Origin of the sequence: Billgrantia gudaonensis, from assembly GCF_900100195.1 — a bacterium.
GTDB classification, from domain to species: domain Bacteria; phylum Pseudomonadota; class Gammaproteobacteria; order Pseudomonadales; family Halomonadaceae; genus Halomonas; species Halomonas gudaonensis.
Window position 1 is genome coordinate 109,622 of sequence record NZ_FNES01000011.1, and the last position, 24,775, is coordinate 134,396.

Here is a 24,775-nt window from a genome sequence, read left to right on the forward strand (position 1 = left end):
TTCTCCCGTCTTACTTCAGGCCGCTTTGGCGGCGTTTATGCAGGTTGTCGACGTAGACCACCACGGCGATCAGCACACCCGTGGCAATCATTTGCCAGAAGGAGTCGATGCCCAGCAGGTTGGCACTATTGGCAATGGTGGCGAACAGCAGGGCACCGATGAACGTACCCAGCACACTTCCTCGTCCTCCGAACAGGCTGGCACCCCCTACCACAGCGGCTGCAATGGCGTTGAGTTCGTAGGCGACTGCTGCCGTGGGAGAGCCGATGCTCATGCGCGACATGAGCAGAATGCCGGCGATACAGGCGGCCAGTGAGCTGACGATGTAGGCGAAGAAGACGATGCGTTTGATGTTGATACCCGCACGCCGAGCCGACTCGTAATTGCTGCCCATGGCAACCATGTAGCGCCCGGTGCGGGTCTGGCTGAGGATGAAATGCAGGATCAGGCCGATCACCAGCATCGTCCAGAACAGTGAGGGGATGCCCAGCCATTCGGCGCGGGCAAAGCTCGCCATTTCCTTGGGCAGGCCGAAGACGCTGGTACCGTCGCTGACCAGGAAGGCGCCCCCTCGGTAGGCCTGCAAGCCAGCCAAGGTGATGATGAAGGCTGGAATCCCCAAGCGGTGGACCGAAAAGGCGTTGAGCGAGCCAATGGCCACACCGAGCAGTAGAGTGAGGCCAATGGCGACAGGAATTGGCAGGCCCATGGTCAGCAAAGTGGCACAGACCACACCGGATAGAGCGGTGACCGAACCCACCGACAGATCGATGCCGCGTATCAGGATGGGAAACAGCACGCCGAAGGCGATGATGCTGTCGACCGACACCTGGCGCAGGATGTTGACGAGATTGTTGGCCGTAAAGAAGGTGCTCGTGGACAGCGACATGACCACCCACAGCAGCAGCGTGAGCCCGAGCACCAGGGTCTCCACCGGCAGGCGCCATCGCTTCACTGTCACTCGAGAACCGGCAGGGTTTTTCACTGTTCGGCCAACTGGAAAATTGGCTTCATGAGTTGCCATTTGTTGTTCTCCTCTGTCCATGGGGTCGGACACTGGTAGCGTCCCATTTCGTCTTCCCACTGCTGGATGATTGGCGATTGCCGCTCGGCTTCGGCCATGGCCGCAAAGCTGAAGCTCTGCGCGTCGACTTCCATGACCATCGTCAGACGTGTGCCGAGACGGTATATCTGCATATCGATGACCCCGCACCGAAGGAGGTGATCGCGAACCTCGGGCCAGATGCGACGGTGGCGGCGTTCGTACTCCGCTATCAGCGCCTCATCGTCGATCAGGTCCAGAGCCAGGCAATAGCGCATGGGCGTCGCCTCATGAAGCGGTCAGTGCTCTGTCGAGATGAACGTAGCCGCCATCCACGAATAGCCATTGCCCCGTGGTGTGGGAGGCTCGGGTCGAGAGCAGGAAGACGACGCTATCGGCGAGCTCACGCGCCTCGGTCATACGCTGCCCGAAGGGAATCGAAGACGTGATCTTGGCCAGCTTGGTGTCGGCGTCTTCGAAGGTATCGATCCAGCGTCGGTAAAGCGGCGTCATGACTTCGGCGGGAATCACTGCATTGACGCGCACGCCATCCTTGGCCAGGCTCGCCGCCCATTCACGGGTCAGCGCCAGTTGGGCACCCTTGGATGCGCTGTAGCCACTGGTATCGCCTTGCCCGGTGAGAGCGGTCTTCGAACTGACATTGACGATGGCGCCGCACCGCTCGCGTAGGTGGGGCAGGCACAGATGGGCCATGGTGTAGTAGTGGATGAGGTTGCGTGTCAGCGAGGCGGTGAAGGCGTCGACACCCGCCTCCAGCCCAACTTTGTCATTGACGCCGGCATTGTTGACCAGCCCGTCGATCCGTCCAAAGCGGTCGATGATTTCATCCACTGCCCGGCGGCATGCCGCCTCGTCGCTGAGCTCCGTCGCAATGAAGCAGGCTTGTGACGACAGGCCTTCCAATTCGGACATGAAGCCCGGTTGAGGCTGGCTGCGAGCAAGAATGACCGGAATGGCGCGCTCCTGCGCCAGAGTGAGCGAAATAGCCGCGCCGATCCCGGATGCACCGCCGGTGACGATGACGACCTTGTCGTCCAGTTCAAGATCCATGATTCACCTCGTCAGTGGGGCACTGTTGCCCGATACGATAGAGTCGTTGCGCGTTGCCACCGAATAGCGCCGCCTTGTCGAGTCCGCGCCGAGTCGCCCAGTCGTCGATAAGGGCATGCACCGCCGTGTAGCTGCCTGCGACCAGGCATACCGGCCAATCGGAGCCGAACATCAGCCGCTGTTCGCCAAAGACGTCGAGCGCCGTATCGAGATAGGGCCATATCTGTTTCGGCTGCCAGTGCCGCCAATCGGCTTCGGTGATCAGCCCCGATAGCTTGCACGCCACGTGCTCCAGCTCGCCGAAGCGACGAAAATCGCGTCGCCAGTTCTCGAAGCCGCTGTCGCGAATATTGGGCTTGCCCAAATGATCGAGAATCAGGACATGATCGTCACAGACCTTGCATAGCTCGTAGGCGGAGCCGAGGTCGGCTGTCGTGACCAGCACGTCGTAACTCAACGCGTACCGCTGCAAGGTCCGGATGCCTTGGCGTACAGCCGGGTCCGCCATATAGGCGGCCGGCCTCTCTTCGTCCTGGATGAGGTGGCGGAAGCCGCATAGGCGAGGGTGGGACAACTGGCCCAGGCGTTTTTCCAGGTCCGCGGCGGTAAGGTCTACCCAGCCGACGACACCCACGATGGAGGGGAATTGGCCGCTCAGCTCCAGTAGCCATCGAGTCTCCGCCTCGCTGGGCCTGGCCTGTACGGCGATACTGGCCTGTATGTCACAAGCGTTTCGCTCCTTGGCCAACTGCTCAGGGAGGTAATCGCGCTTGAGTGCCGTCATGGATTCGTCGATCCAAGGATATTCGGCCGCCGCGTAGCGCCAGAAGTGCTGATGAGCATCGATACGCATGGTGCCCCTCAGCTACGGATACAGGGCTGGTGCGGTTCATCCAAACGGGGATCTACGGAATGCATGGCATGGCTCCTTATTGTTGTGATGGCGCATGGTGCTGATGGCCTGAGATAGCGAAGTGATGCCGAACATGGGAGAATGCTGGACTAGATATCTAAAGGCCTGACCAATGGTCCGGTTAACTATGGATGGCTTTTGCGCCAAACAACAAGGTTTGTACGTAGAACTTTGGTCGAAATGCGACGAGGAGTGACCCGATGCCGATCAAGACGATTCAGTCCCAGCGCCTCTACCGGCAGATTGCCGACCAGTTGCAACAATTGATTCACGACGGCGAATTTCCCGCCGGAACGTTGCTGCCGCCGGAGCGCGAGTTGGCACAGTCGCTGGGAGTCAGTCGGGCGTCGGTGCGCGAGGCGTTGATCGCTCTGGAAGTGGTAGGGCAGGTCGAGGTTCGGGTCGGCCATGGCGTGCTGGTCAAAGCCATCTCGCCACTGCCCAATGAGCCCGTCATGCAGGCGGCCGTGCGTAAGGAGCCATGGGCCATGGACCCTGAGTTCGCCAGCGAGATCGAGCTCAACCTCGACGAAGAAATTCCACCTTTCGCGCTGCTACAGGCGCGGCGCTACCTGGAGCCGGAAAATGCCTCTCTCGCCGCTGTCAATGCCAGCGAAGAGGACCTCACCGCCATCCGCGCCGCCCTGGCCCGCAACATGGACGACACCTTTAGCTACAGCGGCAAGTTGGTTGGGGACCGGCTGTTGCATATTCGCATAGCAGAAGCCTCGGGGAATGCCGCCTATGCGCTACTGATCAAGCATTTGTTGGGCCATAAATATGGAGCCATGTTTCGCCGCCTGCAAGATCACTACATGGAAACGGGCATGGCGCTGCACTCACAGGGTGACCATGAACGCATCGTACGGGCGATCGAGGAGCGCGATCCCGAAGCGGCCCGGCGTGCGATGGAAGTGCATCTCGATCATGTGATCAATGTGTTTTTCACCGAGTAAGCTCTACCGGCCCCTTCTTCCATCATGGCCCGTTCGCTATGCTGAGGACATTCGATTTCAGCGCATGAGATGCCCATGGCCCTACCTGATGACTTCCTGCCTGCTGATGATCTTCCTTCCGCGCTCGTACCTGCGCTGGAGAAGGCATGGCAGCGCCTTGCCGAGAGTCTTGCCGAGGCCGACAACGTCGCCGAGATGACCGGCCAGGAAGCACCTTCCGAAAGCTGGGAGGCACTGGCCGAGAGCCGTCGCCGCCAGTTGGCGCGAGTGCTGGCCATCTCGCCGTTCGTCGCCGAGACGCTGGTGCGCCATCCCGATTGGCTGCAACACCTGGATGCCAGCGGTGAGCTCGATGAGGCCTTGGCGCCGGAGGCGCTGGGCGAGATGCTCGCGGAGCGGCTGGAGAGCGCCGCGGACGAAGCCGAGCTGCATGCCGCCCTGCGTCGCTTCCGTCAGGCACGCATGCTGGGCATCGTGTGGCGCGACCTGACCCGCCCGCCGGGCATCGACATGTGGGCCACGGCGGGAGCCGTGTCGGCACTCGCCGAAACCTGCCTGGAGGCCGCGCTGAGCTGGCTGGAAGCGCACTTCGCGCCACGCTGGGGACATCCGGCTCCCCGCAGCGACGGCAGCGAACAGCGCCTGGTGGTGCTCGGCATGGGCAAGCTGGGCGCCGGCGAACTCAACCTCTCCTCGGACATCGACCTGATCTTCGCCTTTCCCGAGAAGGGCGAGACGCAGGGCGGACGCAAGTCGCTCGACCATCAGGAGTACTTCACCAAGCTGGGCCAACGGCTGATCGGCGCCCTGGATGCGGTGACCGCCGACGGTTTCGCGTTCCGCGTCGACATGCGCCTGCGCCCGCTGGGAGACGGCGGGCCCCTGGTGGGCAGTTTCGCCTCGCTTGCCAGCTACTATCAGGATCAGGGGCGGGAGTGGGAGCGCTACGCCCTGCTCAAGGCGCGTCCCGTGGCCGGCGACCGCGAGGCGGGCCGCGAGCTGCTCGCCAATCTGCGCCCGTTCGTCTATCGCAAGTACCTCGACTTCGGCGCCATCGAATCGCTGCGCGAGATGAAGGCGTTGATCAACCGCGAGGTGAAGCGTCGCGGCATGCAGGCCAACATCAAGCTCGGTCGAGGCGGGATTCGCGAAGTGGAATTCGTGGTACAGGCGTTCCAACTGATTCGTGGGGGGCGCGACACCGAGCTGCAGGTCACGTCGCTGAGGACGGCACTGTCGCGCCTGCCCGAACTCGGCCTGCTGCCTGCCGAAGTGGTCGACGAGCTCGAGCCCGACTACGTCTTTCTGCGCGACCTGGAGCACGCCCTCCAGGCACTGGAAGACCGCCAGACCCAGAGTCTGCCCGACGACGACCGGGATCGCGAGCGGGTTGCCCTGGCACTGGACATGGAGGACTGGCCGGCGGTCATGGCGTGTCTCGACGAGGTGCGTACCCGCGTACGCCGGCACTTCGACGCGGTGATCGCCGACCCGGAAGCGGAGCTCGAAGAGGGTGGCGAAGCGCAGCCCGAGGCAGCGGCCTCTCTCGACGACTGGCGAGCGCTGTGGCACGGCGAGTTCGATGACGACGAGGCCCGGGAGCGGCTCGTCGAAGCGGGGTTCAGCGATCCGGCGACCACCTACCGGCGACTGGTCACCCTGCGCCAGTCGCGTCACGTTCAGACCATGCAGCGTATCGGCTTCGAGCGCCTCGAGGCGCTGCTGCCGCTGCTGCTCGATGCCGCGGCGGCGAGTGAAGCGCCGGACACTGCGCTGGAACGCGTGCTGCCGCTGGTCGAGTCGGTGCTGCGTCGCACCGCCTACCTGGCCCTGCTGCGCGAGAATCCGGATGCCCTGAGTCACCTGATGCACCTGTGCGGGGCGAGTCCGTGGATCGCCGAGCAACTGGCGCGCCACCCGCAACTGCTCGACGAACTGCTCACCCCGGAGACCCTCTACACGCCGGCCGACAAGGCGCGGCTCGCCGACGAGCTGCGCCAGACTCTGGGGCGCATTCCCGAAGACGACGAAGAAGCACAGCTCGAAGCGCTGCGCGTGTTCAAGCACGCCCACGTGTTGCGCGTGGCCGCCTCCGACATCGCCGGCACGCGCCATCTGATGAAGGTCAGCGACTACCTCACCTACATCGCCGAGGTGCTGCTCGATGCCGTGTTGGCCATGGCATGGAAGCACCTGACTCGCAAGCATGGGCATCCGCTGCGGCGTGACGGCAGCCGGGCCGGCTCCGAGCCGGAATTCCTGATCATCGGCTACGGCAAGCTGGGGGGCATCGAGCTCGGCTATGGCTCCGACCTCGACCTGGTATTCATCCACGATGCCGATTCCAGCGGCGCCACCGACGGACCGCGGGCGCTGGACACGCCGGTGTTCTTCACGCGCCTCGGTCAGCGCATCATCCATCTGCTCACCGCGGTGACGCCGGCCGGCACCCTCTACGAGGTGGACATGCGCCTGCGTCCCTCCGGCAACTCGGGGCTGCTGGTCACCTCGTTGCAAGCCTTCGCCGAGTACCAGCGTCATCAGGCCTGGACCTGGGAGCACCAGGCGCTGGTACGCGCACGGGTGGTGGCCGGGAATGCCGATCTGGCACGTGCTTTCGAGGCGGTGCGCAGCGAGATCCTGGGTCGCGAGCGCGACATCCAGGCGCTGCGCGAAGAGGTAGCGAAGATGCGCCACAAGATGCGCGAGCATCTGGGCAGCAAGGGCGGCGACGACGGTTTCGACCTCAAGCAGGACCCGGGCGGCATGGTCGATATCGAGTTCCTGTGCCAGTTCGCGGTGCTTTCGATGAGCGCCGAGACCCCCGAGCTGCTGACCTACAGCGACAACATGCGCATTCTGGAAACGCTGGAAGCGACCGGTCGTCTGCCGGGGCGCGACTGCCAGCGTCTGCGCGATGCCTATCTGGCCTATCGCAGCGCCGTACACCGGGCGTCGCTGACCCGCGAGGCGGCGCGTGGCCGTGACGCCGACTTCCACGCCCACCGACAGGCCGTCAGCGAACTTTGGCAGCGGCTGATGGAACCGTAACGCCATCGCCGGCATCGGCCTCCCTCCCGAGCTTTCCGGCCCGCCGTTCTGGCGGGCTCTTCGATGAAGCCTTGCCGTCGCCAGTGGCGAACGACCTGACAGATGCCATTTCTTGGCTACCCTGAGAGCCAGTGCGACAGAATGCCGCACTGGCCAAGGGGAAGGGGGAGTTGCCATGGCTACATCGCAGCACGACACCGAAGCCCCGGAGGTCCGCAAAAAGCGCGAACTCCGCCTGTTCCTGTTCATCGCCATTCTGCTCTTTCCTCTGCTGGCCATCGCCGTGGTCGGCGGCTACGGCTTCGTGGTGTGGATGCTGCAGCTTTTCTTCGGCCCTCCGGCCTGATCGGGAGCGGGCATGACAGGCACCCACCTCGACCACCGGCGCTCGCGCCGTCAGCTGTTTCGCTCGCTGGCCGGCCAGGGCCCGGTACGCCGCCCGCCCTGGAGCGGTGACGACTTCCTGGATCGCTGCACGCGCTGCGAGGCCTGCCTGACGGCCTGCCCGGAAAACGTGCTGTTCACCGGCGACGGTGGCTACCCGGAGATCCGCTTCGTCGACGATGGCTGCACCCTGTGCGGGGAGTGCGTTGCCGTCTGCGATGCCGGGGTGTTCGACACCGCTCGCCCCGCTTTCCCGTGGCATGCCGCCATCGAGTCCCCGTGTCTGGCCCTGGCCGACATCCACTGCCAGACCTGTCAGGACGCCTGCGAGTGGCAGGCAATCCGTTTCGTCCCGACCCTCGGGCGCCCGCCGCAGCCGGAGATCGACACCGACGCCTGCACCGGCTGTGGTGCCTGCCTGGCACTGTGCCCCAACGACGCCATCCGTCTGACCGGCAGCGAGGAGGCCCGCGAACGCACGACTCAATGACAATAACGATGCAAGACAGCGACAAGGAGATCGCCCCGTGACGACACAAAGCCTGCATATCGCCAGTTTCCTGGTGCACGTTCGTGCTGCACACTGCGCCGCCGTGGCGGCCTGGCTGGCCGACCAGCCCGATTGCGAAGTGCGCGCCCAGGACCCCGCCGGCAAGCTCGTGGTGGTAATGGAGAGCGAAGGGGAGCGGCCGATCCTCGAGCGCATCGACGCCGTCCGCTGCCGGACCGGCGTGCTCGATGCGGCGCTGGTCTACCACCAACTGCTCGATCCGGCCATCGCCGATGAACCGCAGGAGGCCGCCTCATGAAACTGACCCGTCGTGAATTCGCCAAGGCCAATGCCGCCGCGGTGGCTGCGGCCACCGCCGGTTTGCCCATTCCGTCAGGCGCCAGCAGCCTGATCACCAATGCCGAGCTGACCGAGCTCGAGTGGAACAAGGCGCCCTGCCGTTTCTGTGGGGTGGGTTGCAGCGTGATGGTGGCGACCCAGGACGACCGCATCGTGGCCACCCACGGCGACATCCATTCGGAGGTCAACCGCGGCCTCAACTGCGTCAAGGGCTACTTTCTCTCCAAGATCCTCTACGGCGAGGACCGCCTGCGTCAGCCGCTGCTGCGCAAGCGCAACGGCGTCTACGACAAGAACGGCGACTTCGAGCCGGTCTCCTGGGACGAAGCCTTGGATCTCATGGCCGACAAGTTCAAGACGGCGATCCGTGAGCACGGCCCCGACAGCGTGGCGATGTTCGGTTCCGGCCAGTGGACGATCTGGGAGGGCTATGCGGCGAGCAAGCTCATGAAGGCGGGCTTTCGTACCAACAACATCGACCCCAACGCTCGCCACTGCATGGCCTCGGCGGTGTTCGGCTTCATGCGCAGCTTCGGTTCCGACGAGCCGATGGGCGTCTACGACGACATCGAAGAGGCCGACGCCTTCGTGCTGTGGGGCTCCAACATGGCGGAGATGCATCCCATTCTGTGGACGCGCGTCACCAACCGCCGCCTCTCCTATCCCCACACCCGGGTGGCAGTGCTCTCCACCTTCGAGCATCGCAGTTTCGACCTGGCCGACATCCCCATGGTGATGTCGCCCAATGCCGACGTGGTGATCCTCAACTACATCGCCAACCACATCATCCAGACCGATCGCGTCAATCGCGACTTCGTCGACAGCCACACCAACTTCGTGCGAGCCGTGGACGACATCGGCTACGGCCTGCGCGACGACGACCCACGCCAGCAGGCCGCCGCCAACGCCGACAACGCCAACGAGTGGTCGGCGATGAGCTTCGACGAGTTCGCCGAGCACGTGGCGCCCTTCACCCTGAAGCGGGCGGCACGCGAGTCGGGCGTTTCGGAGAGCCGCCTCGAGGCGCTCGCCGAACTCTACGCCGACCCCGACACCAAGGTGATGACCTTCTGGACCATGGGGGTGAACCAGCACACCCGCGGCGTGTGGGTCAACAACCTGATCTACAACCTGCACCTGCTGACCGGCAAGATCGCCGAGCCCGGCAATAGCCCTTTCTCGCTCACCGGCCAGCCCTCGGCCTGCGGCACGGCCCGCGAGGTGGGCACGTTCTCCCACCGCCTGCCGGCGGATCGGGTCGTGATGAACCCCGATCATCGCCGCGACGCCGAGAAGATCTGGAAGTTGCCCGAGGGTGCGGTGCCCGAGAAGGTGGGCTTCCATGCCGTGGAGCAGAGCCGGCGTCTCAAGGATGGCGACATCAAGGTCTACTGGACCCAGGTGTGCAACAACATCCAGGCCGGCCCCAACTCGATGCAGGAGACCTACCCCGGGTGGCGCAACCCCGAGGCCTTCGTCATCGTCTCCGACATCTACCCCACGGTGTCGGCACAGGCCGCCGACCTCATCCTGCCGGCCGCCGGCTGGGTGGAGAAGGAAGGCGCCTTCGGCAACTCCGAGCGGCGCACCCAGTTCTTCCACCAGTTGGTGAGCGCCCCCGGCGAGGCCCGTTCCGACCTGTGGCAGACCCTGGAGCTGGCCAAGCGCATCCGCGTCGACGAGGTGTGGCCCGAGGAGCTGCTCGAGCGCGCCCCGGAGCACCGCGACCAGACGCTCTTCGAGCTGCTCTACGCCAACGGGCAAGTGGATCGCTTCCCGCTCTCCGACATGGAGGAGGGCTACGCCAACCAGGAGGCGGAGCACTTCGGCTTCTACGTGCAGAAGGGACTCTTCGAGGAGTACGCGCGATTCGGGCGCGGCAAGGGCAAGGATCTCGACGACTTCGACGTCTATCACCGGGTGCGCGGCAAGCGCTGGCCGGTGGTCGACGGCGAGGAGACGCGCTGGCGCTATCGCGAGGGCTACGATCCCTACGTGGAGGAGGGCGCCGGCGTGCAGTTCTACGCCAAGCCCGACGACCGCGCGCTGATCTTCGCCGTACCCGACGAACCACCTCCCGAGGTGCCGGACGAGGAGTATCCCTTCTGGCTGTGCACCGGCCGCGTGCTCGAGCACTGGCACACCGGCTCCATGACCCGGCGCGTGCCGGAGCTGCACCGCGCGGTGCCCGAGGCACTGCTCTACATGCACCCGGCGGATGCTCGCGAGCAAGGCATGCGCCGCGGCAGCGAGGTGAAGGTGGTCAGTCGTCGTGGCGAGCTCCACCTGCGCGTCGAGACGCGCGGGCGGGTCAGCGTGCCACGCGGCCTGGTCTACGTGCCTTTCTTCGATGCCGGCCGACTGATCAACAAGGTCACGCTGGACGCCACCGACCCCATCTCCAAGCAGACGGACTTCAAGAAGTGTGCGGTGCGTCTGGAACTGGTCAACCTGGCCTGAGCCGCGGAGGAGCGAGAACATGAAACGCCTAGCCATCTCCAGCCTGGTGGCCCCGCTGGCGCTGTTCGCCCTGGCGGTGGCCGACGAGCCGCGAGACCCCTCGGCGCCGGACGGCCTGCGCCCGGGGGGGACCATCGGCGAGACCCTTTCGGCGCCGCCCATGGCCCGGCAGTCGCGCGAGCCGGGACGCCGGGTGCTCAACTACCCCGAGCAGCCGCCGGTGATTCCCCACACCATTCGCGACTACCAGGTGGATCGGCGCAGCAACCGCTGCCTGACCTGTCACAGCCGCGAGAACGCCGTGGATGCCGGTGCGCCCATGGTCAGCATCAGCCACTTCCGCGATCGCCACCAGCAGGTGCTGGCGGCGATTTCGCCGGACCGCTATTTCTGCACTCAGTGCCACGTACCGCAGACCGATGCGGATCCCCTGGTCGACAATGAATTCCGCACCGTGGATCAGGTGCTCACCGAGATGCTCGAGCGGGAAGGCGAAGGGGGTGGCCAATGAGACGCTGGCTGTCGCGCTACTGGCAGATCCTCACTCGCCCCAGCATGCACTTCAGCCTGGGTTTTCTGACCCTGGGAGGTTTCCTCTGCGGCGTGCTCTTCTGGGGCGGCTTCAACACCGCGCTGGAGGCCACCAACACCGAAGAGTTCTGCATCTCGTGTCACGAGATGGAGCGCAACCCCTTCCAGGAGCTGCAGGGCACGGTGCACTACACCAATCGCTCGGGGGTGCGCGCCGAGTGTGCGGATTGCCACGTCCCCCACGACTGGACCCACAAGATGGCGCGCAAGATGGAGGCCTCCAAGGAAGTGTGGGGCTGGCTGTTCGGCTCCATCGACACCGAAGAGAAATTCGAGGCCAAGCGGCGCGAGCTCGCCGAGCGCGAATGGGCCCGCCTGGAAGCCAACGACTCACGCGAGTGTCGCAACTGCCACGAGTTCGAGTCCATGGACTTCACCGCGCAGAACTCGCGCGCCTCGCGCGCCCACTCCACCTCGCTGGCCTCGGGCGAGGCGACCTGCATCGACTGCCACAAGGGCATCGCCCACGAGCTGCCCGACATGGGACCGGACTTCGAGGCCAGCCAGGCCCATAGCGGCCTGGCGAGCCTGGAGGCCTACGTGGCGCATCTGCCGAACGAAGAGTGAGCGCTGCGGTGTGGCGGCCGTGCCGCGGCTTCACGAATCACAGGCGCTTAAGGGCCGCTTCCAGTCCGGTCAGGTCGGTGACGGTAACGACATCGCCGGGGAACGGTGAAGCCCCCGGGTCGGCGGTGACGCCGACGAAGATGGTGCCGTTGGAGCGCGCGGCGCGATAGTCGTTGTAGGAGTCGCCGATCATCACCGTGGCGGCTGCGTCATGGGCGCGGCGCACCAGCAGGTTGCGCAGCCCCGTGACCTTGTCCGGCGGAGCGCCGATCACCTCCAAGAAATAACGGTCGAGCCCACGCCGAGCAGTAATGGTTTGCAGTTCAGACTCGGGAGTCGCAGAGAGCAGGTAGAGGGGTACGGTGCCGGCCCAGCGCTCGAGAAAGGGCAGCGCCCCAGGGATGGCCGGGGCCTCAAGCAGGCGCTGCTCGACGCGTTCCTTGAAGTGTCGACACAGCGCTTGGATACGCGGCTCGCTGGCATCACGACCGAGGATGTGCCCTTCGATATGGCGGAACTTTACCTCACGGGGCTGGCCTCCGCGGCGCTCTAGGTAGGCCACCACGTCGCGGCGCTGCTCATCGGGCTCGTCGGCGTAGAGGTCGGCGAAGGCTTGGCGTTTGAGCCGCGCCGAGTCGAGGATCACGCCGTCGAAGTCGAAGACCAGGGCGGTGTCGGGACGGGACAGGCGATCACTCACGGCTGGCTCCATATCGACGCGACCACGCGTAACCACGCGGGGCGCGCCGACTCGCAGGGGCACTTTACTGTCGGCTCAGGCGACGTCGTACCCAGGGTTTGAGCGGGGTCTGGCTGAGCAGCACCAGCACTATGACCAGGGTCAGTACCAGCGACAAGGGGTTGGCCAGTAGGGCCAGCAGGAACTGACCGGCGTCGTCGCCCACCGAGGACATCGCCTGGCGGTAGGTCTCGTCGAGCAGTGGCCCGAGGATCACACCGAGGATGATGGGCCCCATCTGGAAGCCGAACACCTTGAGCCAGTAGCCGAAGATGCCGAAGCCGAGCATCCAGTAGACCTCCATCATGTTGCTGTTGATGGAGTAGGTGCCCACCACACAGAGCACCAGGATCAGCGGAATCATCAGTGCTTTGGGTACCTCCACCACCTTGGAGAAGACCCTGATGCCGGTCAGCCCGAAGAGCAGCAGGAATAGGTTGGCCAGCGCCAGGTTGCCTACCGTGAACCAGAAGATGTGCGGAGTTTCGATCATCAGCATGGGGCCGGGATTGAGGCCATGGATGACCAGGGCGCCGATGATCACCGCAGTCACTGCGTCGCCCGGCATGCCGAGCGTCAGCATGGGCACATAGGCTCCGCCCACTGCGGCATTGTTGGCCGTTTCCGGGGCGACCAGCCCTTCGTAGGCGCCCTCGCCGAATGGGCTGGAGGGGTTCTTGACGGTGCGCTTGGCATGGTCGTAGGCGAACAGCGAGGCAATATCGCCGCCGGTGCCGGGTAGGGCGCCGACTACCACTCCGATGATCGAGGTGCGCATCGAAAGCGGCAGGTACTTGAGCACCATCTTGAACGGCGGGATTATCTTGTCCACCTTCTGCTTGATCGGCACCTGGTTGAGGTTATGCAACTGGTAGAAGGCTTCGGCGGCACCGAACAGACCGATCATCACCACCACGTAGTGAATGCCGCCGAGCAACTCCATGCTGCCCAAGGTCAGGCGCGGCTGGGCGGTAACCGTATCCATGCCCACCAGGCCAATGATACCGCCAAGGGCCACGGAGAAGATGCCACGGGCCAGCGACTTGCCGGAGAGAGTGCTGACCAGCAGTAGGCCGAGTACGGCAATCAGAAAGTAGTCGCGCGGAGCGAACTCCAGCGCCATGTCGGCCAGGTAGGGAGCGGTACCGGCCAGCACTAGCGTGCCGAGCAGACCACCGATCACCGACATTACGGTGCTTAGGCCGATGGCACGTCCGGCCTCGCCGCGCTGGGCGAGTGGGTAGCCGTCGAAGGCGGTGGTCACCGCCGAGGGCGCGCCGGGTATGTTGAGCAGTATGGCGGTGCGCGAGCCGCCATATACGCCGCCCACATAGATACCTACCATCAGCGCCAGGGCGTTGTTGATGTCCCAGGAAAAGGTGAAAGAGATCAGGATCGACACGGCCATCGTCACCGAAAGACCGGGGATCGCGCCGACGTAGATGCCGGCCAGCGTGCCCACGGCGGTCAGTAGCAGCAACTGGGGGTCCAGCCAGGCCATAAGGAAATAGGAGAAGGTATCGCTCATCGGAGACCTCAGCGGTCAGGGAAGGTAGACGCGGAAGACCAGCGTGAACAGGCCGTAGATTGTGGCGATGGCCAAGGCAGCGATGATCAGCGAGCTGACAACCCTGCCCTGACGGAAGTAGATGAACATCACTGCCAGAAAGAAGAAGGTGCTGACATAGAAACTCACCCAGACGATGGCTGCGAGGTAAGCCACGGCAAACAGGGTGAACACCACGATATGCAGTTGAAAGTGCTGGTGGAAGAACACCAGGAGTTCGTGTCGGGCGTTGCGAATCTTCGGGTCGCGCTGCTTGTAACGGTGGCTAGCGAGTATCACCAGCGATGAAGCCAGCATGATCAGCGCGAGGCCCATGGGGAAGGAGCCTGGCGAGTTGAGGCCGGGAATGCCGTCGATACGATAGGCCTCGATCAGCACGCCGACGCTGAGCAGCAACAGCAGCCAGTCGAAGACCTTTTCGCCGGCCTGCACGCGCTCGAATTTCTGGCTCATGGGGCGACTCCGAGGCGGCCGGGCGTGATTCGCTCGGCCGCTTGTTAATTGGGACGAGGGTTCAGGGGCGCGGGATGCCGAGTTCCTCGGGCGTTGATTCCAGAATATCGGCATCGGCCTCGTACATGGACCAGGCGGTGACCGACTGCCAGTTGTCCAGGTACTGCTCGGCCTCTTCGCCGGTGAGGTTGAGCGCTTCGGCGCCGAAGTTCTGCAGGAATTCCTGGAAATCCTCGTTGGCCACCGCTTCTTCGTAGGCTGCAGTCAGGGTTTTCTTGGCCTCATCCGGGGTATCCTGGTGCACGAAGACCCCCCAGAATGGCCCCCAGGGCAGGAAACTCTCGATGTCCGGCAGAGCCTCGGTGATCGGCGGTACGCCTTGTAGCGAATCCAGCTCTTCGGCAGAAACCACGGCCAACCCTTTCATCTCGCCGCCGCGTATCTGCTCGCCTGCTGCTGCCAGACTCAGCGGCATGAAGTCGATGTGTCCTCCCAGCATGGCTGTGATGCCCGGGCCGTCGCCACCAAAGGTCACGTTGCGTACATCGAGCTCGTCCACGGCGTTGATCATTGCCAGCACCGTGCTCGGTAGGCCACCAGCTCCGGTGCCGCCCATGCGCAACTCACCGGGATTCTCCTGTGCGTGCTCGAGTAACTCGGCAAAACTGTCGAAGGGGCTTTCGGCAGGGGCGGCGATCACCACCAGTCCTTGACCGATGATGTTGACGGCGTGCATGTCGTCATAAGTGAAGTCGGCCAGGCCCATGAGTGGGTAGAGCTGCGGGTTCTCAGCACCGTAGAGCAAATTGTAGCCATCAGGACGTTGGCGCATCACGTGGTTCATTCCGATCACGCCGGTGCCGCCGGGGCGATTGGTCAGCACTAAGGTGGTGTCAAGAATATCCTCGACATGGGGTGTCAGGCTGCGCGCCACATTGTCGGTGGCGCCACCGGCGCCCCACTGGATGGTAGCCTGAATGTTACGTTCCGGGTAATCGGCATGGGCATTGCCCGCCAATGCCAGGGTACCAACGACAAGGGCAATGGGAGCCAGAATCGGTTTGAACATGAGTCCTCCAAGGATGCTTGTTGTGATGACTGCTCGGTACGAGCAGCGCCCCTCGTTCATCGGGGACTGTTAATGGTGGATTGTTTGATGTTCGGCTTGCGAACTTAAGTGCTTATCGCGAACACTAGAACTCCCTCCCGAAAGTGTCAATGCGAGAGATGGTGGTCTAAGACTATGGTCGAAGGTGACGCGAAAGGGGGCGGTTAATCAGCCTGATCGGCTGTGCTAAGGCCATGTCCTCTATAGTGGTAGGTATCAGTAGCTTGGGGCGGCACCTACCTAGAGCCTGGAACGTCGTTCCGAAGCCTTGCCAAGAGCCCCCTTTCTTCGTGCATAATGCGAACTAAAGAACGCTATGCGAACAAGTGGCGTCGTCTGCCTCTGTACCCTGCGCAGGCGGCGTTCGGGAGGACACCATGCGCGCCATTGCCACCGTCTGCCTGAGCGGCGACCTGCAGACCAAGTTGGAAGCCATCGCCCGCGCCGGCTTTGACGGGGTCGAGATCTTCGAGAACGACCTGCTTTCCTTCGATGGCTCCCCCGCCGAGGTGCGTGCACTGTGCGAGCGCCTGGGGCTGACCATCGTCGCCTTCCAGCCGTTCCGCGACTTCGAGGCCATGCCAGAACCCCAGCGCAGCCGCAACCTGCAGCGCGCCGAGCGTAAGTTCGACCTAATGGAAGAGCTGGGGACCGATTTTTTGCTGGTATGTAGCAGCGTTTCACCCCAGGCCGTTGACGATCTGGATCGGGCCGCTGCCGACCTTCGCGAGTTGGCAGAGCGTGCCGCGGAGCGGGGCCTTCGGGTGGGCTTCGAGGCGCTGGCCTGGGGCCGACACATCGCCGACTACCGCGATGCCTGGGAGGTGGTGCGACGTGCCGACCATCCGGCGTTGGGAGTGGTGCTAGACAGCTTCCACATCCTCGCGCGCGGGCTCGATCTCTCTGCCATCAGCAAGATCCCCAAGGCAAAGATTGCCTTCGTGCAAGTGGCTGACGCCCCGCTTCTCGAGATGGACCTGCTGCAGTGGAGCCGCCATTTCCGCTGTTTTCCCGGCCAGGGACGCTTGCCCCTTGCGGCCTTCATGCAGGCGCTGGCAAAAACCGGCTACGACGGTCCGCTGTCGCTGGAGATATTCAGCGACGCCTTTCGCGCTGCCCCCACCGATGCCACGGCCCTCGACGGCCTGCGCTCGCTGATCTGGCTCGAGAACCTGCTGCCACAGGGCCCTTGGGCGAGTCCGGTGCCACCGGCGCCGCATTACAACGGCGTCCATTTTATCGAGTTCACCCTTGACGAGGAGAGTGCCGCTCCGCTGGGCGAATTCATCGGCGCACTGGGTTTTCGTCACGTCGGACGTCACCGTTCCAAGAACGTCGAGCTTTGGAAACAGGGGGACATCCATCTGGTGCTCAACTTCGAGACCGACAGCTTCGCCCATACCTTCCGCTTGTTGCATGGCACTTCGGTGTGTGCCGTGGGCTTCCGTGTGGACGACGTCGAGGGGTTGCTGGAGCGCGCCCGCACTTTCAAGGCGCAGACCTACCGCGGTCAGGTCGGCGCGGGTGAGATGGAGATTCCCGCCCTGCGCGGTGTGGAGGGCAGTCTGATCTACCTGGTCGACGACGCGGCAGCAGCGGATCGCCAGTGGCGCACTGACTTCGAGCTATTCGACCAGGAAAGCCGCGACGAAGCGGGGCTAAGTCGAGTCGATCACCTCTCCTACGTGCTACCCGCCACCCAACTTCTCGGCTGGCAGCTTTTCCATCGCACCGTGCTCGGCTTCGAGGCCGAAGCCGAGCACGAGATCGTCGACCCTCACGGAATGATGATCAGCCAGGCGGTCAACAGCCCCGATGGGAGTATCCGCCTACCGCTTACGGTTTCCCAGGCTCAGGACACCGTGCCGGGACGCTTCCTCAGCGCCCACCGTGGTGGTGTGCAGCAGATCGCCTTCGCCAGTCGCGACATCTTCGCCACCGTCGACGAGCTACGGTCCCGCGGTTTGCCACTGCTGAAGATTCCGCAGAACTACTACGATGACCTCGAGGCGCGCTTCGACCTCGAGGACAACCTGCTCCAAGGCATGCGCAGCCGTAACATCCTTTACGACCGCTCCGACGAAGGGGAATTCTTCCACGCCTACACAGAGACTTTCGCCGGGCGCTTCTTCTTCGAGATCGTCGAACGGCGTGGCGGCTATCGCCGCTTCGGCGAGGCGAATGCCGGCATACGGCTCGCCGCCCAGGCTAGTCATTCGCGCTGACCCTTCACGAGGAACGCTTCACGATGAATACAGGTACCACCATGCGTCTCGGTTTGATCGGCAAGGCGATCATGAACTCCAGCTCACCCGACCTGCATCGTCGTCTAGGTGAACTGACCGGCATCCCCGTCATTTACGACCTCTTCGATGCCAACGAGCAGTCCATCGAGTCTTTGGAGCGGCAGGTTCGGCAGGTGATCGCCGATGGCTACCGTGGCGTCAATGTCACCTTCCCCTGGAAGGAAGCGGCGGTAGCGCTTGCCGATCAGCCTACCGAGGGGGCGCGTATGGTCGGCGCGGCCAATACGCTGGTGTTCGAGAGCGGCGGTATCGTTGCCGAGAACACCGATTTCACCGGCTTCATCAGCGGCTATCGCGCCACTCTCGGCGAGCGCGCTCCGGGACGGGTACTGTTGATCGGCACCGGCGGGGTTGGCAAGGCAGTGGCCTTCGGCTTGGGCAAGCTGGGTGCCGAGGAGGTCGTCCTGTTGGACCTCGACGAAGCCAAGTCGCGCCAGCTCGTTGGCGAGTTGGAGGCCCAAGGCTTTTGTGCCTCCTTCATCACGCCCGAGGCGCTTGATACTACTGTCGAGGGCTGCGACGGCCTGGTCAATTGCACCCCCATCGGACACGAGAAGAGCCCGGGCTGCCCGCTACCTAAGGGGTGTATTCGCCCCTATCACTGGATCTTCGATGCGGTCTACGTGCCGGCGGTGACCGAGTTCGTCGCTGCGGCGAAGACGGCCGGTGCCAGCGTGATGAGCGGGGTTAGCCTGTTCGTCTTCCAGGGGATCGATGCCTTCAAATTGTTCTGCGAGGATCAGGCTCGGCGTACCGCCGCCGACCGACAGGCGATGACCCTGTTTGCTCATTATCGGCGAGAACTGCTCAACGAGAATGATGCATGAAGCCGGGAGAGGCGCCTGTGTTGAATATCCATCCACTTCTCGCTCCTGAGCTCGGTCATTATCAATCTGACAACTTATGGCAGTGTCTCAAGTCGATTTATCGGTTTCGTATTCCATGACGGTTGTGCGGGAAAGGCCGTTGTGGAGCCGAGTTGTCACTCGGGAAAGCTGTTGCCGAGTCATGGCGTTAGTCTTTCGTCTAATAATTCGGGCAAGTCATTGACGCCATGAGAAGAGAATTCTAGCGTTCGTATGAAGTACATAAATTCGTTTTGCGAACAGCGCGTATCGAGAGGGCATGCGCTGCCGATGACACAGCCAGCATAACAACCAACCAAAACGGAGGACGTTTCATGTTCAAGCCGCTTCTCATTCAAACTGCACTTAAGGCCGGTGTCGTGGCCTTTGCCATGAACTCCCTGGCCCAGGCCGATACCATTCGCTTCGCCCATGTGGACCCCGACGACTGGCAGAGCTCCAAGAAAGGCGCTGCCGCCCAGATGTTCAAGAACATCGTCGAAAGCGAGACCGACCATACGGTGGATATCTACCCGGCCGGTTCACTAGGTGACGAGGGCGAGCTGGTCCAGCAGGCCATGGACGGCATGACTCAGGTAGTGATGGTTTCGGGGGCCATGTCCTCAGTCTGCCCGGCAGCCGGGGTGCTGGACATCCCTTACATGTTCGAATCGCCGTTGGTGGCCTGGGAGGTACTGGATGGAGACTTCGGCGATGCTCTTGCTGAACACTGCTTGGAGCAGACTGGCCTACGTACCTTGGGCTACGGTGAGACTGGCGTGCGCCACTTCACCAACAGCGAGCGCGAGATTCGTACTCCGGCTGATATGGAAGGCCTGAAATTCCGCGTTCAGGACATTCCTCTCTACGTAGAGATGGTCGAGGGATTAGGAGGGGAGCCAACTCCTATTGCTTGGTCAGAGCTGCCCACCGCACTTTCCACCGGGGTCGTGGATGGCCAGGAGAACCCGGTGGGGACCATCTATAACAATAACCTGCACGAACTGCAGGAGTATATGACGCTTGACGGCCATGTCTACGCCGCTGATTTCCTAGTGATCAACAATGATTACTACAACGGTCTATCCGAAGCGGATCAAGCGGTGATCGAGCGGGCTGGCGTCATCGCTGGGAATATGGGCCGCTCCATTCAGCAGTTCACCACTGCACAAGGACTGAAAGCTGTGCAGGAAGAGGGTATGCAGGTCTATCGACCAACGCCGGAGGAGCTTGAGCAGTTCCGCGAACAGGCTCAGCCGCCAGTCATCGAGTGGTTGACGGATGACCTCGGTAGTGACGCAGAGTGGATCGAGCGTCTTCAAGAAGCCGTGGCCACTGCCACCGAGTAAGTGTCCGCCGTACCGGCGTTTGACTCGGTACGGCGCCTTTGACTCGCCAGAGAGCGATGCGTATGACGCTTTTGTTGCGAAGGGGGATACGTCTGGCCGCAAGCATCTTTGCCTTCGGTGCTGGACTCACTATGGCCCTGATCTTCTTGATCATCTTTTTCAATGCCCTTAGCCGTTACACTCTGGGAACTTCGCTGGCCTGGGGCGATCAGGTTCCAGTCTTTCTGGGCATTTACGGCGTGATGTTCGGCATGGCACTGGCCTACCTCCAGGACCGTCATGTGCGTCTGGGGATAGTCGTTGACCTGTTGCCGGTACGGTTGCGGGAGTGGCTTTTTTTCGTAGTGGATTTAGCCATGATCGCAGTGGGAATACTACTGACCTGGTCGGCATATTTATTTATGACCAACCGGGGAGGGATGCGAATTTCTGGGCTCAATAGTACGGTGAAAAGCCTGCGCGAGGTCACTGGGTGGGAGGCTGTCAATGTGCTGGGCACGATGGCTCCCTATCAGTTCGCGCTCGTACTGGGGGGGGGCATGCTTGCCGTGGCAGCACTGCTCAAGAGCATCGAGCGGTATAGCGAACTGCGCACGGCGACAGCTGGGGAGGAGTAGATGGTCTATGTGATTCTGCTTGGCGGGCTGATAATCGGGGTGCCGGTCGCCTTTGCCATCGTCGCCGCATTGCTTTACTTCATGGCGATGGGCGGGTTGCCCTATCAGCTCGCTACAGTAGCGACGCAGATGTTCTCAGGGATCAACTCCTTCGCTCTGTTAGCGATTCCGCTGTTCATCCTTGCCGGTGAGCTGATGAATGAGAGCGGCATCACTGAGCGCATCATCGCTTTTTCCAAGATCTTGGTGGGACGCCTCAAGGGCGGCCTGGCACATGTCAATATCTGGGCCTCGGTGATCTTCGCGGGGCTTTCTGGCTCGGCAGTCGCGGATACTTCGGCATTGGGGCGGGTGTTTATTCCTGAGATGGAGAAAGAGGGCTACCCACGGGACTTCGCCGCGGCTCTCACCGCGGCTTCCTCAGTGATTGGACCGATCATTCCACCGAGTATCCCTGTGATCATCTATGCACTGATCGTCAGTGGCGTCTCGGTGCCGGCGCTATTCCTGGCTGGTATTGTGCCGGGGCTGCTCCTCGCCATCTTTCTTTCCGGCTATGTGATGATCTTTGCTAGCCAGTACGAGAAAGGTGGAAAGGTGAAGCTCAAAGAGGAAAAGCGCACGGTACTCATCGATGGCATTATCCCATTGCTGATGCCGGTGTTCGTGGTCGGCTCCATCTTGCTGGGCATCGTCACGCCAACCGAGGCGGCTGCCTTTGCTGTGGCTTATGCTCTCTTCGTGGGCATGGTGCTATTTCGTAAGATTCATTGGCGCGACTTGCCGGGCATCTTCTCACGAACCATGGTTGACAGTGCGGTGATTATGATCATCATCGCAGCGGTCTCGGCGGCCAATTGGTTGCTCACCTTCAACCGCGTGCCCAACGTGCTCACCGATATGGCACTGACCTATATCACTGCCGAGTGGACTTTCTTACTCGCGGTGATCGTGCTCTTTCTGGTCGCTGGGCTCTTCCTCGAGGGCATTGCCGCCATGTTGGTGCTGGTGCCGATCCTGCATCCCATCGCAGTGGGCATGGGGGTGGATCCGGTACATTTCGGCATCATTGTCATCTTCAACCTGATGATTGGTTTGATCACTCCGCCAATGGGGCTATGTCTGTTCGTGGCCGACTCCGTGGCCAATGTGGGGCTGGCTAGGCTGTCGCGGCGTATTCTGCCGCTGTTCCTGGTCGAGTTGCTGGTGCTGTTTATCATAACCTTCGTGCCGGCCACTGTGACTGGCTTGCCACGCCTGCTGGGGTATTGAAGATTAGTCCGCCGCCGCCACCTGGCGCGCCTTTTCCAGCGCCAGGGTGGCGCGCTGGAAAGCGCTGAATCCCCGCTGGCGCAGGGCATCGGTGGGGATCTCCAGGCTCAGCGGAGCACCGGGGGGAATGATGCCCAGAAAACCGCGCAGGTCGGCCTGACCGTCGCCCGGGAAACATCGCTCACTGCGCGCCTCGCGCAGGATCTCGTCCATGCACTCGGGGATCGGTCCTGGCACGTCGCACAGCTGCACGTAACGTAGCCAGTCGACAGGCAGCTCGGCCAATGTCTCGAGACGGCTACGGGAACGGTCGAAGTGGAAGGCGTCGATGAGCAGGCAGGCATTGTCGTGGCCGGCATCGCGCACCGCAGCGACAATGCGGTGCGCCTCGTCGAGGTTCTTCACCCCGGTCCAGGGCATGAACTCCAGGTGAGGGTGAAGACCATAAGGACGGGCCAGCTCGCACAGGGCGGCGAAATTGTCGATGGTGCGGGTCAGGTCGTCGTCGTTGCCCGCCACCAGTACTTCGCTGGCGCCGAGTTCGGCACCCACTTCCATGACGGCGGTGAAGTCCGCCCGCACCCGGGGCTCGGGCTTAAGCCGCAGGATCTCGATGTCGAGCACCGTGAGGCCGGTGTCGCGAAGGCGCCGGCCGGTCTCGCGCACCAGGCCCGTGTCGGTCATCAGCGGGAAGCTGGGTTCGCCGTCGGTGGCTGGAATCGGGCGCAGGCCGACAGCGTCGTAGCCGGCGCGCGCCGCGGTTTCCACCATTTCGGGCGGCGAGAGCTCGAGCACGGTCAGAGCGGCGAGGGAGAAACGGCGTTCACTCATGGTCGGCTGGCTCGCTTGGCGCATCGAACGGGTGACAGGATAGCTGCCGGCCGGCGGCATGCAGTCCGGCGAGGTAGCCGAAGGTCATGGCGGGACCGAGGTTGATGCCGCCGGCCGGGTAGTAGCCGCCCATGATGCTGGCCATGTCGGTACCCGCGGCGTAGAGGCCGGCGATCGGCTTCCCGTCTGCGTCGAGCACCTGGGCGTGTTCGTTGGTCTTCAGGCCAGCGAAGGTGCCGAAACAGCCGGGTACGACCTTCACGGCATAGAAGGGGCCCGGGTCGAGTGGCGCCACGCAGGGGTTAGGGGCGTGCGCCGGGTCGCCCTGCTTGCGATTGTAGAGGGTGGAGCCGCGGCCGAATTCGGGGTCCTCTCCCTGTACGGCGTGGCGGTTGTACTCAGTCACGGTAGCATCGAGCCCAGCCGGGTCGATGCCGCAGGCCTCGGCCAGTTCCCGAAGCGTGCGCCCGGTCTTCAGGTAGCCCTTCTTGATCCAGTGCTTGAAGGGCACCGGTGCCGGGCGCGTGATGCCGAGGCCGTAACGGCGCTGGAAGCGGTGGGTGCAGATCAGCCAGGAGCACACCTCCTCGCCTTCCGGCACCGCCTTGATCATGGCGTCCACGTAGTCGTAGTAGCCGTGGGCCTCGTTGACGAAGCGCTTGCCGTTTCTCAGCACGCCGATCAGGCCGGGCTTACCGCGGTCGATGATGTGCGGGAAGTGGCCGACATGGCCGTCCTTGTAAGGGACCACTGACACCGGTGCCCAGGCCACCGGCGAGTAGAGGTTGGTATCCACCACGCCACCGGCGGCTTCGCCGAGGCGCAGGCCGTCGCCGCATGCTGCGGGAGGCGGCAGCGGCCAGTGCTCCTCGCCAGTGGGCGTGCGCGGGAATAGCGCGCGGCGCCGCGCCACGTGCCAAGGAAAGCCGCCGGCGGCGAGTACTACGCCGTGCCTCGCGCTCAGGGTCACCTCGCCCTCGGGGGTGTCCACCACCACGCCGCTGACGCGCTTGCCATCCAAGATCAAACGTCTGGCGGGCGACGATACCCAGGTGTCGACGCCCAGGTCATCGGTCGATTGCGCCAGTCGGCCGGTCAGCGAAACCCCGTTGACCAGTTGCATGGTGCGGCCGTAGATCGCCAGGTCAAACAGGTGTCGGCTGAAGCGTTTCGCCACATGGACGAAGGACTTGAACGAACGGGTGACGGTCAGGAAGGCCATGAGGTCCGGGCCGGCCTGGATGGGCATGCCCAGAAAGGCGGTTTCCGGCATGGTCTTGCGCAGCTTCTTCAGCGTCTTCCTGTCGAGCTTGCGACCGTCGAAGGGCGCGGCGATCACCGAGCGTCCGCCGCTGCCGGCACCTGGTATGTCGCCGTGGATATCGGCGATGGCGTTGCCGTCGGCGAACTGCAGAGCGGTCTCGTTATGGAAGAACGCGACCATCGACGGTGCACCGGCGAGGAAAGCATCGATCTTGCGCGGCTCGTATCGCTCGCCCAGCTCGTGGCGAAGGTAGGTGCGCACCGTATCTGCGTCCTCGCGGATGCCGGCGTTGTGGGCCAGGGGGTTGAGCGGTGCCCACATCCAGCCGCCGGACCAGGCGGTGGCGCCGCCCAGTACCGGTTCTTTCTCCACCACCACCACCGACAGGCCATGGTGGGCGGCGGTGACGGCGGCGGAGAGGCCGGCAGCGCCGGAGCCCACCACCACCAGATCGTAGTCGTGCCGCGTCTCGGCCATGGCTCTCTCTCAGGGAACGATGTTCTTGCATGATATAGAACTGAGTTCCATTTTCCAATTCT

At 63.2% G+C, this 24,775-nt stretch carries 23 protein-coding genes; 13 read left to right on the forward strand and 10 right to left on the reverse strand.

The features are described 5' to 3' along the window. Nucleotides 1-10: 10 nt before the first annotated feature. Genes BLP96_RS13595 through BLP96_RS13610 form a run of 4 tightly spaced genes read right to left on the reverse strand, consistent with a single transcriptional unit; the run spans nucleotide 11 to nucleotide 2,966 of the window. Nucleotides 11-1,057: an ABC transporter permease gene (locus tag BLP96_RS13595; protein ID WP_218118612.1), complete on the reverse strand. Its 1,047-nt coding sequence runs from the start codon at nucleotides 1,055-1,057 to the stop codon at nucleotides 11-13. After that, nucleotides 982-1,320 carry an L-rhamnose mutarotase gene (locus BLP96_RS13600; protein WP_089687033.1) on the reverse strand — a complete coding sequence of 113 codons (339 nt, stop codon included), beginning with the start codon at nucleotides 1,318-1,320 and terminating at the stop codon, nucleotides 982-984. Before BLP96_RS13600 ends, BLP96_RS13595 begins: the two co-directional genes overlap by 76 nt. Nucleotides 1,321-1,330: 10 nt before the next feature. Next, nucleotides 1,331-2,113 (reverse strand): L-fucose dehydrogenase, encoded by a 783-nt coding sequence (locus BLP96_RS13605; protein ID WP_089687035.1) that lies wholly within the window; start codon nucleotides 2,111-2,113, stop codon nucleotides 1,331-1,333. Further along, on the reverse strand, nucleotides 2,103-2,966 hold the full coding sequence (locus BLP96_RS13610) for an amidohydrolase family protein (protein WP_089687037.1): 864 nt from the start codon (nucleotides 2,964-2,966) through the stop codon (nucleotides 2,103-2,105). The genes BLP96_RS13605 and BLP96_RS13610 overlap by 11 nt, the downstream gene beginning before the upstream one ends. Nucleotides 2,967-3,226: 260 nt before the next feature. Between BLP96_RS13610 and BLP96_RS13615 the strand changes: the two genes are divergently transcribed. The 8 genes from BLP96_RS13615 (at nucleotide 3,227) to BLP96_RS13650 (ending at nucleotide 11,885) form a co-directional block, all read left to right on the forward strand. Continuing rightward, a complete protein-coding gene (locus BLP96_RS13615; RefSeq protein WP_089687039.1) occupies nucleotides 3,227-3,982 on the forward strand; it encodes a FadR/GntR family transcriptional regulator in 756 nt (251 codons plus the stop codon). Between the two features lie 75 nt (nucleotides 3,983-4,057). Continuing rightward, complete coding sequence (glnE, locus tag BLP96_RS13620) at nucleotides 4,058-7,033, forward strand: bifunctional [glutamate--ammonia ligase]-adenylyl-L-tyrosine phosphorylase/[glutamate--ammonia-ligase] adenylyltransferase (RefSeq protein WP_089687041.1); 2,976 nt, start codon at nucleotides 4,058-4,060, stop codon at nucleotides 7,031-7,033. Nucleotides 7,034-7,208: 175 nt separating this feature from the next. Beyond that, entirely contained in the window at nucleotides 7,209-7,379 is a 171-nt protein-coding gene (locus BLP96_RS13625; RefSeq protein WP_089687043.1) for a periplasmic nitrate reductase, NapE protein, read from the forward strand. 12 nt (nucleotides 7,380-7,391) lie between these two features. Then, nucleotides 7,392-7,907, forward strand: coding sequence for a ferredoxin-type protein NapF (napF, locus tag BLP96_RS13630; RefSeq protein WP_089687045.1), 516 nt, complete (start codon nucleotides 7,392-7,394; stop codon nucleotides 7,905-7,907). A gap of 37 nt (nucleotides 7,908-7,944) precedes the next feature. Continuing rightward, the gene (locus tag BLP96_RS13635; protein ID WP_176761527.1) at nucleotides 7,945-8,226 is read left to right on the forward strand and encodes a chaperone NapD; all 282 of its coding nucleotides are present in this window, start codon (nucleotides 7,945-7,947) and stop codon (nucleotides 8,224-8,226) included. After that, nucleotides 8,223-10,727, forward strand: a complete 2,505-nt coding sequence (napA, locus tag BLP96_RS13640) for a nitrate reductase catalytic subunit NapA (RefSeq protein WP_089687047.1) — start codon at nucleotides 8,223-8,225, stop codon at nucleotides 10,725-10,727. Before BLP96_RS13635 ends, napA begins: the two co-directional genes overlap by 4 nt. A gap of 19 nt (nucleotides 10,728-10,746) precedes the next feature. Continuing rightward, the gene (locus tag BLP96_RS13645) at nucleotides 10,747-11,238 is read left to right on the forward strand and encodes a nitrate reductase cytochrome c-type subunit (RefSeq protein ID WP_089687049.1); all 492 of its coding nucleotides are present in this window, start codon (nucleotides 10,747-10,749) and stop codon (nucleotides 11,236-11,238) included. Continuing rightward, nucleotides 11,235-11,885 (forward strand): NapC/NirT family cytochrome c, encoded by a 651-nt coding sequence (locus tag BLP96_RS13650; RefSeq protein WP_089687051.1) that lies wholly within the window; start codon nucleotides 11,235-11,237, stop codon nucleotides 11,883-11,885. Before BLP96_RS13645 ends, BLP96_RS13650 begins: the two co-directional genes overlap by 4 nt. Before the next feature lie 37 nt (nucleotides 11,886-11,922). Here BLP96_RS13650 and BLP96_RS13655 read toward each other — a convergent pair whose 3' ends face one another. The 4 genes from BLP96_RS13655 to BLP96_RS13670 form a co-directional block, all read right to left on the reverse strand. Further along, a complete protein-coding gene (locus BLP96_RS13655) occupies nucleotides 11,923-12,585 on the reverse strand; it encodes an HAD family hydrolase (RefSeq protein ID WP_245682256.1) in 663 nt (220 codons plus the stop codon). Nucleotides 12,586-12,649: 64 nt separating this feature from the next. Next, nucleotides 12,650-14,152, reverse strand: a complete 1,503-nt coding sequence (locus BLP96_RS13660; RefSeq protein WP_089687053.1) for a tripartite tricarboxylate transporter permease — start codon at nucleotides 14,150-14,152, stop codon at nucleotides 12,650-12,652. A 15-nt stretch (nucleotides 14,153-14,167) separates the two neighbouring features. Then, entirely contained in the window at nucleotides 14,168-14,644 is a 477-nt protein-coding gene (locus BLP96_RS13665; RefSeq protein WP_176761528.1) for a tripartite tricarboxylate transporter TctB family protein, read from the reverse strand. A 61-nt stretch (nucleotides 14,645-14,705) separates the two neighbouring features. Beyond that, nucleotides 14,706-15,713 (reverse strand): tripartite tricarboxylate transporter substrate binding protein, encoded by a 1,008-nt coding sequence (locus BLP96_RS13670; protein ID WP_089687057.1) that lies wholly within the window; start codon nucleotides 15,711-15,713, stop codon nucleotides 14,706-14,708. A 416-nt stretch (nucleotides 15,714-16,129) separates the two neighbouring features. On the opposite strand from BLP96_RS13670, the gene BLP96_RS13675 reads away from it, so the two are divergent. The 5 genes from BLP96_RS13675 to BLP96_RS13695 all read left to right on the forward strand — a co-directional run bounded on the left by BLP96_RS13675 (nucleotide 16,130) and on the right by BLP96_RS13695 (nucleotide 22,141). Further along, a complete protein-coding gene (locus tag BLP96_RS13675; protein ID WP_089687059.1) occupies nucleotides 16,130-17,977 on the forward strand; it encodes a bifunctional sugar phosphate isomerase/epimerase/4-hydroxyphenylpyruvate dioxygenase family protein in 1,848 nt (615 codons plus the stop codon). A gap of 23 nt (nucleotides 17,978-18,000) precedes the next feature. Beyond that, a complete protein-coding gene (locus BLP96_RS13680) occupies nucleotides 18,001-18,885 on the forward strand; it encodes a shikimate dehydrogenase family protein (protein ID WP_245682257.1) in 885 nt (294 codons plus the stop codon). Between the two features lie 353 nt (nucleotides 18,886-19,238). Beyond that, nucleotides 19,239-20,252, forward strand: a complete 1,014-nt coding sequence (gene dctP / locus BLP96_RS13685) for a TRAP transporter substrate-binding protein DctP (RefSeq protein ID WP_089687061.1) — start codon at nucleotides 19,239-19,241, stop codon at nucleotides 20,250-20,252. Between the two features lie 131 nt (nucleotides 20,253-20,383). Next, nucleotides 20,384-20,869 carry a TRAP transporter small permease gene (locus BLP96_RS13690; RefSeq protein WP_176761529.1) on the forward strand — a complete coding sequence of 162 codons (486 nt, stop codon included), beginning with the start codon at nucleotides 20,384-20,386 and terminating at the stop codon, nucleotides 20,867-20,869. Continuing rightward, nucleotides 20,870-22,141 carry a TRAP transporter large permease gene (locus BLP96_RS13695; RefSeq protein ID WP_089687064.1) on the forward strand — a complete coding sequence of 424 codons (1,272 nt, stop codon included), beginning with the start codon at nucleotides 20,870-20,872 and terminating at the stop codon, nucleotides 22,139-22,141. A 3-nt stretch (nucleotides 22,142-22,144) separates the two neighbouring features. On the opposite strand, the gene BLP96_RS13700 is transcribed toward BLP96_RS13695, so the two are convergent. Further along, a complete protein-coding gene (locus BLP96_RS13700) occupies nucleotides 22,145-22,972 on the reverse strand; it encodes a sugar phosphate isomerase/epimerase family protein (protein ID WP_089687066.1) in 828 nt (275 codons plus the stop codon). Then, complete coding sequence (locus BLP96_RS13705; RefSeq protein WP_089687068.1) at nucleotides 22,965-24,713, reverse strand: FAD-dependent oxidoreductase; 1,749 nt, start codon at nucleotides 24,711-24,713, stop codon at nucleotides 22,965-22,967. The genes BLP96_RS13700 and BLP96_RS13705 overlap by 8 nt, the downstream gene beginning before the upstream one ends. Between the last annotated feature and the right edge of the window lie 62 nt (nucleotides 24,714-24,775).